This window comes from Roseomonas sp. CECT 9278, assembly GCF_918698155.1.
Classification (GTDB): domain Bacteria; phylum Pseudomonadota; class Alphaproteobacteria; order Acetobacterales; family Acetobacteraceae; genus Neoroseomonas.
The window spans coordinates 1-12,083 of sequence record NZ_CAKKLX010000039.1 but is presented as its reverse complement, the minus strand read 5'-3'; the positions used below and the strand labels follow the sequence as shown (position 1 = coordinate 12,083).

The following is a 12,083-nucleotide window of genomic DNA, read 5'->3' as shown; positions in this document are numbered from 1 at the left end:
GCCCGTCACGCCGCGACCGGCAGCGCCTGCAACGCCGCGACGCAATCATCGGTGCTCATGACATCGGCGTATTTCGACGCCATGTCGAACAGGTTCACGGCGTGGGAGACGCGGCTGCGGTCGTAGACCGCATCATGCGGCACCGCGACCTTGAAGTTGTACGCGAAGCCATCCACCACCGAACCGCGCACGCAGCCGCTGGTGGTGCAGCCCGTGACGACCAGCGTGTCGGCGCCGAGGTCGATCAGGTAGCTCGCGAGCGGCGTTCCGAAGAAGGCGCTGGGATGCTTCTTCGGCAGCAGGATGTCCCGCGCCTGGGGGCGGATTTCCTCGACGAAGTCGTAGCCGTTGCGCGCGACGGTCATCAACGCGGGCACTTTCTCGGCCAGGCGGCCCTGGTCGAAGCTCTCCTTCGGCGAGACATGCGGGTAGAGCACCGGCCAGCCGCGCGCGCGGAACAGCGCGAGCAGGACCTCGATGCGGCGCACCGCGGCCCAGCCGACGTCGCCGCAGGAGGTCGGGAATTCCTTGATGGCGTCCCAGAACGGCATCGGGCGCGTGCCAACGGTGCGGTACTGCACGTCGATGATCAGCAGCGCCGGCCGCTTGCCGAGGCCTGAGGCGCGCCCGAAGCCTGCCGCGCCATAGGCCTTCTGCTCCTCGGCGGGAATGATGCCGTCCCAGGGATTCATCAGCGTGCTCCAGTGCCGGTGCGTCCTGACATTAACGGGCGACGCGTCTTCCACACAAGTGGGATCCCAGTCTCTTGACAGGCTCCGGCACAAGGGAATGTTATGGCTGCGGCGTCCTGCCGCGGACGTCTCGTGCCTTCCGCCAGGCCTCGCGGTGCCGGGTGGCTTGCCGAGGCGACGCACGCGACGCCGGCGCACCGGATCGGGCCGTGCCGATCGGCAGGGCGCCTGGCCGCAAACGCTTTTGAAGGAGCAGGTCCCATGCGAACGACACTCTCTCGCCGTGCCGTGCTCGGCGCTGGCGCCACGCTTGCCACGGTTGCGGTCGCCACGCCGGCGCTCGCCTTCCCGGACCAGGCCGTCCGCATCGTGGTGCCGTGGAATGCCGGCGGCGCGACGGACGTCGTCTCGCGCGCGCTTGCCTCCGCGATGGCGCCGCTGCTCGGCCAGCCCGTCGTGGTCGACAATCGGCCCGGCGCCAATGGCGCCGTCGGCGCGCAGTTCGTCGCCAGTGCCCGGCCCGACGGCCACACGCTGTTCGTCGCCAGCGCCGAGACGCATACCGTCAATCCGCTGGTGTACTCGCGCCTCGCCTACGACCCCGTCGCCGGCTTCGAGCCGATCACCGTCTTCGCCGATGGCCCCTTCGCGCTGGTGGTCCGCTCCGGGCTCGGCGTGGAGACGTTCGATGCCTTCGTCACGCTCGCGCGCAGCCGGCCGGGCCAGCTCACCTACGCCTCCTGGGGCATCGGCTCGACGTCGCAGCTCGCCGCGGCGGGCGTGATGCAGCACGCCGGGCTCGACCTGCTGCACGTGCCGTTCACCGGCGCGGCGCCGGCCTATACCGCGCTGGTGGCGGCGCAGGTCGATGCCATGTTCATGAATGCAGGGCCGGCCGAGGGGCTTGCGCGCGATGGTCGCGTCCGCATCCTCGGCATCGGGTCGGCCGCGCGGGTGCCGCTGCTGCCGAATGTGCCGACCTTGCGGGAGCTCGGCATGGCGGTCGATGCGGCGAATTGGTTCGCCCTGCTGGGACCGGCGCGCACGCCCGCGCCTGTCGTCGCCCGCATCGCCGAGACCGCCGCCGCGGCGCTGCGCACCCCCGCCACGCAGGAGGTCTTCCGCGCCCAGGGCATCGTGCCGGTCGGCCTGCCGCCGGACCAGACGCGCGCCTTCATCGCCGCCAACCGGGAACAGCTGGGGGCCGTGGTGCGTCGGCTCGACATCCGGCTCGACTGAGGGCGGGCTGGCGCAGACGCGCGCGCCGGGATGCCGCGCACGGCGCTGCGTCGACTGACGGCGCGCACCGCCGGCGCGATGGGTGGTCGCCGCGCGGCTGCAGCGCGCGGCGATCGCCGTGCCGCCGCAGCGGCACGAGGTGGCGGCGCGCTGCACCGAAGGGGGCGGCGCCGCGCGCCCAGCCGGCCCCGCGGCAGGGCGTCACCGACGCGACAAGTCGGCCGCAGGACTCATCCGGCGCGGTGCGGGCCTGCATGGATGGTGGCTTTCCACGGCGCCTTGGCGACGGCTAGGCAACTGCCCGCTCGGGTCGCGGTGACGCCTCTGGCGACGCGGCTGCACGAACGCCATCACTCCACCAGGCTGGTCCATGGGAGCCGGCGCAGGCCGACTGGCCGACGCGATCGATCCGCTGGCTGGTGCCCGTCGCCGCGGGCGGCGCGGCGGACACGTCCTCGCGCGCGATATCGGCGGAGATGCAGGGCGGGCTCGGCCAGAACATCGTCATCGAGAACCGCACCGGCGGGAATGCCGTGATCGCCGCCAAAGCGGCGCGCCAGGCGCCGCGCGACGGCGACACCTTCCTGATCGATGCCGCGAACCACCCGACCAACCCGGTGTTGCTGCGCGACCTGGCCTTCGACTACGAAGCGTCCTTCAGCCCCGTCTCGCTGGTCTGCTTTTTTCCGCAGGTGATTGCGGTCAAGACCGACTTCCCGGCGCGCACCATCCAGGAATTCATCGAGATCGCGAAGGCGAGGCCGGCGACCATTTCGGTGGGTACGCCGCCGGCGGCCGGCATGGGGCACCTGGTCCTTGCGTCATTCGAACGCCAGGCTGGAATCCGCCTGGTGCATGCGCCCTATCGCGGCGGCGCGGACGCAGCGCGCGACATTCTGGCGGGCAGCATCGATGCGGTGCTGATCACCATGTCGTCGATCCGCCCGCCGGTGCAGGCGGGACGCGCACGCATCCTGGCGGTCACCAGCCTTGAGCGCGTGCCGTCCCTGCCGGATGTGCCCACCCTGGCGGAATCGGGCTTCCCGGGCTTCGACATGACCGATTGGAATGGATTGTTCGCGGCGGCTGGCACGCCCCGCGGCGCGATTGACCGGCTGGCCGCCACGGCTGCGGCGGCGGCACGCGCGCCGGCTGTCCGTGCGCGCATGGATCCCGCCGGCGCAATCATGGTCGGCAATACGCCGCAGGCTTTCGCGACCTGGATCGCGGCACAGCGTCGTACCGCCGTGCAGGTCATCCGCGAGGCAGGGATTACCTTGGGCTAGGCTGCTCCTTGGGGTGACGCGGTGCCCAGCGAGAAGGCCGCTCCCGCACGGGTTGGCGGCCTTGCTGGTCGGATGTCGGGAACGTTGTATGCGGTGACGCGCATCGGCCGATGCCGAACGCGGCTCGGGCAACCTTGGCCAGCGCCGCGCATGGCGCGGTCCGATGGGCGCGGGATCGCGCTTCAGCCGAACGGATCGCGAGCCCTGCGCGAGAACCGGCCACGAACCGTGCCAAGCCATCCTGCGGGGAGCCGGATCTCGGCGGGGTCCCGGTCGACGCGCTCAGTCGCGAGGCCGGTCGGAACTCCGCTTCGGCCGCCCGCGGCTGTCGACGCTACGCGAGCCGATGCGACGTCAGGCGGGCGCCGCGCTCAACGCCGCCACTTGCGTGTCCGCATCTGCCTGCGTCGCCGAAGGCTGGTCAACAACGCGTGCGGTCAGCGGCAGGCTCGCGGTCACGACCGTGCCACTTGGGCCGCTGGCGATGGAGAGATCCCCACCCAGGTGCCGTACGCGCGCGCGCATGCTCGACAGTCCCACCCCTTCACTGACAACGCCGTGCGCGCCCTGCATCATGCCGTGCCCGTCATCGATGACAGCGACGGTGAGTCCGTCCTCATGCACGATTATGCGAACCCGGATGTTGCGGGCCTCGCCATGCGAGACGGCATTCGCCAGGGCTTCCTGCACGACGCGAAACAGTGCCGTCTCGGCTGACCGCGACAGTTTCGGTGCGACGGGCGGTGCCTCGACGATGATCGCGACGCCGCTGCGCCGTGCCACCCCCTCGGCATAGAGACGCAACGCGACCACGAGGCCGCATTCGTCGAGCAGGGGCGGCTGCAGCAGGAAGGATACGGTCCGCAGTTCCGCTTTCGCCCGCGTAAGGGCGTCGGCGGCATCGGCCAGCGCCTGGTCCGCCTCTGCCGGCGCCGCGCGCGCATGCGCGATGCACAGCGAAGCCGCCACAAGCTCCTGCACCGTGCTGTCGTGCAGGTCGCGGGCGATCCGTCGCCGCACCTCGTCCTCTGCCTGCAGGAGGCGACCTGTGGCGTGTTCCAGGTCGCGGGTCCGCTCCGCGACGCGCTGTTCGAGCAGCGACGCGGTCTCGGTCATCGCATGCAGCCGCGCCTGCGCCTCGGCGCGGCTGCGGATCGCGCCGCCCGCTGCCTCGAGCGCACGCCGGACCACGGCCACCTCGGTCACGCGGCTGCCGCCTTCCACCGGCGCGCCCTCGGCCATCGCGGAAGCGGTGGCGACCAGCCCCCTGGCCTGGCGCAGCAGGAAGGCCGCGAGCAGCACCGACAGCAGGACGGCCAGCATGAGCCCGCCGACCCCGGCGGCGCCGAGCCACATCATCGCCCGGCGGGCGCTTGCGGCGACGGCCTCCTCGGGTGCGACCACCACCACCTGCCAGCCGGTATCCGCGATCAAGCTGCGTGCTGCCAGCAGCCGCGCCGCGCCGGCGCGCTCGATCAGCCCGACCCGCCCCGGCGCCAATCCATCCAGCGCCTGCACCGGAAACTCCCCGGGCGCCCCGGCGGACCGCCCGGCGATCGTGCCGCGCCCGTCCAGCACAACGGAGAAGGCGCCGGCACCGAAGACCGGCTCCGGCAGCAGTCGTTCGAGGCGCGCGGTGTCGACCCGGACGCCGATCGCCACCGCGATGTCCGCCGGCGCGCCCTGGACCGGCACGATCACGGCAGCGATCGGTCGGTCCATCAGCGGCGCCTGGAACAGGTCGGTCACGAAGGGCGCAGCCCGTTCGCGCACCTGGCGCACGAGGTCTGGCTCGGGGCGCGCGTTGATCGGCTCTCCGCGCGCGACGCGGCTGTTGAAGGTCTGCCTGCCATGCTCGTCGCCGGTCGCGACCGAGGTTCCGTTGGCGTCCGCCGCCTCGCGCGCCTGCAGGGCGAAGGTCTCGATGTCGCCGCGCCGCAGCGCCGGGGAGGCGGCGAGCGTCCGCCCCAGGACGATGGCGCGGCCGAACTCGACCTCGAGCGCGCCGGCCGCGCTCGTGGCCAGGCGCGTAAGCTCGCGCGCCGTCACGCTGCGTTCCGCCGCGACCACGCGCCAGGCCGACCAGCCCGCGAAGGCCAGGACCGGCAGCAGCGTCGCCGCCACGAGCGCAATCAGGTAGGTCCGCAGCCGCACGTGCTACGCTCCCTGTCCCCTGTTGCGGGGCTCGGGAGCATTCAAGGCCGCCGCGGGTGCGGCTGTCATCAGATTTCCTGACGCCGCGTGGGGAGGGCGTGTCTAGGGAAGCATCGGGTCTCGACCCGAGCGCGCATGGGCACGCAAGGTCCTACCCTGGCCGTGGCTTCCACGGATATGAGGATGGCCGGAGCGACGGAGCGCGTGGCCGTGATCAGTATCCTTCTCGCCGACGACCACGCCGTCGTGCGGCGCGGTTTGCGCAGCATGCTGGAGCTGCAGCCGGGCTGGTCGGTGGTCGGCGAGGCCGCCGACGGTCGCGAGGCCGTACGGCTCGCGACCGAGCTCGCACCCGACGTTGCCATCCTCGACATCGCCATGCCGCAGCTCAACGGCCTCGAAGCGGCGCGGCAGATCCGCGCGACCAGCCCGGGCACCGAGGTTCTCATCTTCACCATGGTCGAGAGCGAGGAGATGATCCGCCTGGTGCTGGAGGCGGGTGCCCGCGGCTATCTGCTGAAATCGGACGTTGGCGACCAGATCGTGGCGGCGGTGCGCACGCTCGCGGCGCACCGTCCCTTTTTCAATCCCGGCGTGACGGAGCGCATCCTCGAGGGCTACCTGCGCCGCGGCGCCGAGGCTCCGGTGGTGCCGAATGCGCTCACGCCCCGGGAACGCGAGGTGGTGCAGGCGATTGCCGAGGGGCTGTCGAACAAGGAGATCGCCCGGCGCCTCGCGATATCGGTCAAGACCGTGGAGACGCATCGCGGCGCGCTGATGCGCAAGATCGGCGCGCATACCGTGGCCGAGGTCGTGCGGTATGCAGCGCGGAACAACATCACGGCGGTCTGACCACCGCGCTTCGACCCGGGGTGCCTCGGGTATCGACCCGATGGGGGCGGCACCACCCGCACGCTAGCCTTCCCCCGGCACCGCAGCACCCCAGGTGCGGGGGGCGCGGGCGGAAGGAAGATCGGGTGGTGACGACCAGGTCCATCATGCGGCCGACGGCGGGGCTGGAAGGCGACGCGTCGACACCGGGCATGGTCCGCATCCCCGGCGGCACCTTCCTGATGGGATCGGACCACCACTATGCGGAGGAACGTCCTGCGCACCTCGCGCAGGTCGATCCGTTCTGGATGGATGCAACGGCCGTCACCAATGCCGAGTTCGCGGCCTTCGTCAGCGCGACGGGCCATGTGAGCGTGGCCGAGCGGCCGCTCGACCCCGCCATGTATCCAGGGGCGGATGCGGCAATGCTGGTGCCCGGCGCCCTGGTGTTCCGCATGACCGAAGGCCCGGTCGACACGCGCGACATGTCCAACTGGTGGCACTGGACGCCGGGCGCCTGTTGGCACATGCCCGAAGGCCCGGGGAGCGACCTGGTTGGGCGCGAGGACCATCCCGTCGTGCAGGTCGCCTTCGAGGATGCCGAAGCCTATGCACGCTGGGCCGGCAAGGACCTGCCGACAGAGGCGGAGTGGGAATTCGCCGCGCGCGGCGGCCTCGACGGTGCGGAATTCGCCTGGGGCGATGCGCTGCGGCCCGCCGAGGTGGATGTCGCGAACACCTGGCAGGGCCCCTTTCCCTGGCGCAACTTTGCCACGGACGGCTTCGAGGGCACCTGCCCGGTCCGCTCCTTCGCGCCGAACGGATACGGCCTGTTCGAGGTGTGCGGGAATGTCTGGGAATGGACCACCGACTGGTGGGGCGCCCGGCATGCCGCGGACCCGACGAAGCCCTGCTGCGCGCCGGACAATCCCCGCGGACCAGCCATGGAGGGATCCTTCGATCCGGCCCAGGCCGCCATCCGCATCCCGCGCCGCGTGGTGAAGGGCGGGTCCTTCCTGTGCGCGCCGTCCTATTGCCGGCGCTACCGGCCCGCGGCGCGCCACGCCCAGATGGTCGACACCGGCATGAGCCATATCGGCTTCCGCTGCATCCGCCGCGACACCCCACAAACCCGAGGAGACATCGTCCCATGACGAACAACGGCACTGGGCGTTCGCGCCGCGGCATGCTGCTGGGCGGCGCCGCCGGCCTGGCCGCCGGCACCCTGCCCGGCGGGGTCACCCTGGCGCAGGCGCAGACCCGTCCCGCCACGCCGGCGCCCGCCGCCGCCAGCGGCCGCCGGCCGAACATCATCGTGATCTGGGGCGACGACGTCGGCCTTCACAACATCAGCGCGAACAGCCGCGGCCTGATGGGCTTCAAGACCCCGAACATCGACCGCGTCTTCAACGAAGGCATGACCTTCACGGATTACTACGCCGAGCAATCCTGCACCGCCGGGCGTTCGGCCTTCATCACCGGCCAGGCCACGGTGCGCACCGGCCTGTCCAAGGTCGGCCTGCCAGGCGCGGCCGCGGGCATGAAGCCCGAGGACCCGACCATCGCGCGCATCCTCAAGGGCATGGGCTACGCGACCGGGCAGTTCGGCAAGAACCACCTGGGCGACCGCGACGAACACCTGCCCACCGCGCACGGCTTCGACGAGTTCTTCGGCAACCTCTATCACCTCAACGCCGAGGAGGAGCCGGAGAATGTCGACTACCCGCGCAACCCCGAATTCCGCCGCCGCTTCGGCCCGCGCGGCGTCATCAAGTCCTTCGCCAATCCGGACGGCACGCAGCGCATCGAGAACACCGGGCCGCTGACGCGCCAGCGGATGCAGACGGTGGATGACGAGTTCCTCGACGCCGCGATGAACTTCATGGACCGCAAGCACGCGGCGAACGAGCCGATGTTCGTCTGGTGCAACGCAACGCGGATGCATTTCCGCACGCACGTGCCGGCGAATTTCCGCGGCCGGTCCGGGCTGAACGAATATGCCGACGGCATGCTCCAGCACGATGAATGGGTCGGCAAGATCCTCAAGAAGGTCGACGACATGGGGATCGCGAACGATACCATCGTGATCTACGGCACCGACAACGGCCCGCACTACAACACCTGGCCCGATGCCGGCATCACGCCCTTCCGCAGCGAGAAGAACAGCAACTGGGAAGGCGCCTTCCGCGTGCCCTTCGCGATCCGCTGGCCGGGCCGCATCCAGCCGGGCAGCTACACCAACGAGATCTTCTCGAACCTCGACTGGTTCCCCACGCTGGTCGCCGCCGCCGGCGATCCCGACATCAAGGCGAAGCTGCTGGCCGGCCACGCCACCCAGGGCCGCACCTACAAGGTGCATCTGGACGGCTACAACCAGTTGCCGCTGCTGACCGGCCAGACACAGGAAGGCCCGCGCAAGGAATTCTACTACTTCAACGACGACGGCCAGATGGTCGCGATGCGCTACGAACGCTGGAAGGTCGTGTTCCTCGAGAACCGCGGCGTCGGCTTCGGCGTGTGGCGCGAACCCTTCGTGCAGCTGCGCGTACCCAAGCTGTTCGACCTTCGCATGGACCCCTACGAACGCGCCGACCAGTCGAGCAACACCTACAACGACTGGTTCATGGACCGCGTCTACCTGCTGGTGCCCGCGCAGGCCAAGGCGCGGGAGTTCTACGAAACCTTCCGCGACTTCCCGCCACGGCAGCGCCCCGACAGCTTCAACCTGGAAGGCATCCTCCGCCAGATGGAGGAAGCGGCGTCGGGCGGCGGCTGAAGGCGCTGCGGGCGGGCGTCCCCCGGCGCCCGCCCGCGTCCCTGCATGATGTGGTGCACGTCGTGACATCAAGATGGCTTCGCCTGCGCCATGCCGCGGCGGCGGTCCTGCTGATGGCCGCGCCGGCGGTGGGCCGGGTTCAGGAGCCCGATGCCAATGCGCAGGCGAACAATCCGCTCGCCAGCGCCACCTCGCTCACCCTGCAGAAACAGTATGTCGCGCGGCTGAGCGGCACCAGCGAAGCCGCCAACGCCGTGTTGCTGCGCGGCGCGCAGCCCTTCGCATCGGCGAGACCCGCTGGATCGCGCGCGCCACGCTGCCCATCAACAGCTACCCGGTGGTGCCGGGCGGCGGGCACGAGACCGGCATCGGCGACCGCAACATCTTCGCCGCCTACCTGTTCGACACGGCGAATCCGGGCGTGAGCTTCGGCATCGGCCCGCGGCTCACCGCACCCACGGCGAGCGACCGGGCGCTCGGGTCCGGGCAATGGTCAGCCGGCTTCGCCAATGTGCTCTTCGTCGCCACCAGCCCGGCCTGGCAATACGGCTACCTGCTGACATGGCAGGCCAGCATCGGCGGCAACGACACGCGCCGCCCTGTCCATCTTGGCAACTTCGAGCCCTTCCTGTTCCGGCAGCTGGGCGAGGGTTGGTACCTGCGATCATCCGCGGTGTGGACCTACGACTTCGACAGCAACGCCTATGCCGTGCCGCTGGGCCTGGGCATCGGCAAGGTCGTCCACATCGGCAACACCGTGGCGAGGCTGTTCGTCGAGCCGCAATACTCGTTGTTGCGCCAGGGCCCCGGGCAGATGGAATGGGGCGTCCTCACCGGCATCAACGTCCAGTTCCGCCTGTGACCGAAGCGCGATCCCATGCACCGCCTGTGAAGGGAAAGACCATGACCACGACGCGACGCGGTATCGCCGCCGGGTTGGGTGGCGCGCTGCTGCTGCTGGACGCCACCAACGGCGCCTTCGCCCAGGCCACCGACCTGCTGCCCTCCTGGCGCGACGGGCCACGCCGGCGCGTGTTGATGGACTTCGTCGCCGCCGTGACCACCGCGGGCGGCCCAGACTTCGTCGCACCTGCCGAGCGCATCGCGGTCTTCGACAATGACGGGACGCTGTGGGTCGAGCAGCCGGCCTATACGCAGCTGTTCTTTATCCTAGACCGCATCAAGGCGCTCGCGCCGCGGAACCCGGACTGGCAGCAGGACCCCGTTTTCCGCGCCGCCATCGCCGGGGACATGCGCGGGGTCGCGGCGGGTGGCACGGAGGGGCTGCTGAAGCTCGCCGGCGCCGCGCAGGCCGGCACCTCGCCGGAGGACTTCCGCAGCGTCGCTGCCGAATGGCTCGCCACCGCGCGCGACCCGAAATGGGGCCGTCCCTTCACCGCGCTGGTCTACCAGCCGATGGTCGAGGCGCTGGCCTTCCTGCGCGCGAACGGCTTCAGCACCTTCATCGTCTCGGGCGGCGGAGTGGAATTCGTGCGCGCCTTCTCGCAGCAGGTCTATGGCATCCCGCCGCACCAGGTGGTCGGCTCGACCTTCGCGCTGCGCCCGGGCGAGACCGATGGCCGCATCACCCTCACGCGGGAGGCGCGCATCGATTTCATCGATGACGGGCCGGGTAAGCCGGTCGGAATCGCGCGCCAAATCGGCGTACGGCCGATCGCCGCCTTCGGCAATTCGGACGGCGACCACGAGATGCTGCGCTACGTAACCGAGGGGCCGGGACGGCGCCTCGGCATGATCGTTCGCCACGACGATGCGGCGCGCGAATATGCGTATGATCGGCAAAGCCATATCGGGCGACTCGCGCGCGCGCTGGACGAGGCACCAGCGCGCGGGTGGCAGGTTGTCTCGATGCGGGATGACTGGTCGCGCATCTTCCCGGGAGGATGACCATGCGCGGCACACCATTCCGGACGAGCCGCGCATGAGGGCGCTGCGCCGCGCGCTGCTCGACGGCGCCCTGGTAGTGCTGCCGCTCGGCGCGGTGGTGCTCCTGGTCCTCGGCATCATCCACAAGCTGCAGGATGCGGCGGATCCGCTTGCGCGAAGCTATGGGCATCCCGCGATCGCGGCCGTGCTGTTGCTGGTCCTGCTCTGCCTGGTGATTGGGTTGCTCGTGCGTTCGGCGGCCGGCGGCTGGGCGCGCAGGGTCCTCGAAGGGGCATTGTTCGACAGGATTCCAGGCTATCGGTTGGTGAAGGCTTTCTCGGGCGAAGGTCCGCTCGCCCGGGGTGGAGGCCGCGCGCTGCGTCCCGCGCTTGCCGCGATCGAGGAAGGATGGTGCCCCGCCCTGGTGATGGATGGCTTCGCGGATGGGCGGCTGGTGGTGTTCGTGCCGGGGTCGCCGGCGCCGATGTCGGGTGCGCTCTATGTCTTCGCGCCGGAGCGGGTGCGCTATCTCGACGTGCCGCTGTTGCCGTTCCTGAAGGCGATTTCTTCCTGGGGGCTCGGCCTGCGTGAGATGATCGAGACGCAGGAGGCACGGCAGGGCGATGGCGGGGCTGGATGAGCCACATACTGCGGCGACCGGGCGCACTGGATCGCGTGATGCACGGGGTGGCGGAGGGCGCGCTCGCCCCCCGTTCGGGGTTGCAATGCGATGTTGGAGGCACGGCGCGACGCGCTCGATGCAGGGAGCGCGGTGGCGGGGGTAACCCGGCGCTGCCTTGCTCGCGCGGCAACCTGGCTGAGGTGCATGGGGCGAAGGTTTCGCGACTTCGGGAGGCATTGTTGGCCGAGCGCGGCCTGGACCACATCGAGGCGATCGGGTCGTTGATTGACCGGGTTGAGGTGCATCCGCCTGCCGAGGACGGCCGGACGCCGCGTCTCGAGCTGGTCGGTCACCTTGCGGCGATGATGCGCGTGGCAGATGCGGGAGCGCTGGTTGGGCTGGGCTCCGCGAACGCGAGAAGCCCACCGGCGGGTGCCGATGGGCTTGATGTGTTGTTGCGTTCGGAATTGTTGGATGCGGGGACAGGATTTGAACCTGTGACCTTCAGGTTATGAGCCTGACGAGCTACCGGGCTGCTCCACCCCGCGGTGGTGAGTGTGGGTCTGAGGATCCGGCCTGGTGGCCTGGCGGCGACC

At 70.4% G+C, this 12,083-nt stretch carries 10 protein-coding genes and 1 tRNA gene; 8 read left to right on the top strand and 3 right to left on the bottom strand.

Features of this window, described 5'->3' with window-relative positions:
- Nucleotides 1-5 precede the first annotated feature (5 nt).
- Nucleotides 6-692, bottom strand: coding sequence for an isochorismatase family protein (locus LQ222_RS20065; RefSeq protein ID WP_230168624.1), 687 nt, complete (start codon nt 690-692; stop codon nt 6-8).
- A 261-nt stretch (nt 693-953) separates the two neighbouring features.
- On the opposite strand from LQ222_RS20065, the gene LQ222_RS20060 reads away from it, so the two are divergent.
- Together LQ222_RS20060 and LQ222_RS20055 are read left to right on the top strand one after the other, a co-directional pair.
- Nucleotides 954-1,931 carry a tripartite tricarboxylate transporter substrate binding protein gene (locus tag LQ222_RS20060; protein WP_230168623.1) on the top strand — a complete coding sequence of 326 codons (978 nt, stop codon included), beginning with the start codon at nt 954-956 and terminating at the stop codon, nt 1,929-1,931.
- A gap of 419 nt (nt 1,932-2,350) precedes the next feature.
- Complete coding sequence (locus LQ222_RS20055; protein WP_230168622.1) at nt 2,351-3,217, top strand: tripartite tricarboxylate transporter substrate binding protein; 867 nt, start codon at nt 2,351-2,353, stop codon at nt 3,215-3,217.
- A 354-nt stretch (nt 3,218-3,571) separates the two neighbouring features.
- Here the strand turns inward: LQ222_RS20055 and LQ222_RS20050 are convergent, their stop codons facing one another.
- Complete coding sequence (locus tag LQ222_RS20050; RefSeq protein ID WP_230168621.1) at nt 3,572-5,266, bottom strand: ATP-binding protein; 1,695 nt, start codon at nt 5,264-5,266, stop codon at nt 3,572-3,574.
- A 240-nt stretch (nt 5,267-5,506) separates the two neighbouring features.
- Here LQ222_RS20050 and LQ222_RS20045 point away from each other — a divergent pair, with 240 nt between their 5' ends.
- From LQ222_RS20045 to LQ222_RS20020, 6 genes are all read left to right on the top strand, one after another.
- Entirely contained in the window at nt 5,507-6,223 is a 717-nt protein-coding gene (locus LQ222_RS20045) for a response regulator transcription factor (RefSeq protein WP_230168620.1), read from the top strand.
- A gap of 128 nt (nt 6,224-6,351) precedes the next feature.
- Nucleotides 6,352-7,356, top strand: a complete 1,005-nt coding sequence (locus tag LQ222_RS20040; RefSeq protein ID WP_230168619.1) for a formylglycine-generating enzyme family protein — start codon at nt 6,352-6,354, stop codon at nt 7,354-7,356.
- Nucleotides 7,353-8,978: an arylsulfatase gene (locus tag LQ222_RS20035; RefSeq protein WP_230168618.1), complete on the top strand. Its 1,626-nt coding sequence runs from the start codon at nt 7,353-7,355 to the stop codon at nt 8,976-8,978. The genes LQ222_RS20040 and LQ222_RS20035 overlap by 4 nt, the downstream gene beginning before the upstream one ends.
- A 337-nt stretch (nt 8,979-9,315) precedes the next feature.
- Entirely contained in the window at nt 9,316-9,840 is a 525-nt protein-coding gene (locus tag LQ222_RS20030) for a hypothetical protein (RefSeq protein ID WP_230168617.1), read from the top strand.
- Nucleotides 9,841-9,881: 41 nt separating this feature from the next.
- Entirely contained in the window at nt 9,882-10,886 is a 1,005-nt protein-coding gene (locus LQ222_RS20025; RefSeq protein ID WP_230168616.1) for an HAD family phosphatase, read from the top strand.
- Between the two features lie 34 nt (nt 10,887-10,920).
- Entirely contained in the window at nt 10,921-11,505 is a 585-nt protein-coding gene (locus tag LQ222_RS20020; RefSeq protein ID WP_230168615.1) for a hypothetical protein, read from the top strand.
- Between the two features lie 453 nt (nt 11,506-11,958).
- On the opposite strand, the gene LQ222_RS20015 is transcribed toward LQ222_RS20020, so the two are convergent.
- Nucleotides 11,959-12,035 (bottom strand) — tRNA-Met (locus LQ222_RS20015).
- Nucleotides 12,036-12,083: the final 48 nt, after the last annotated feature.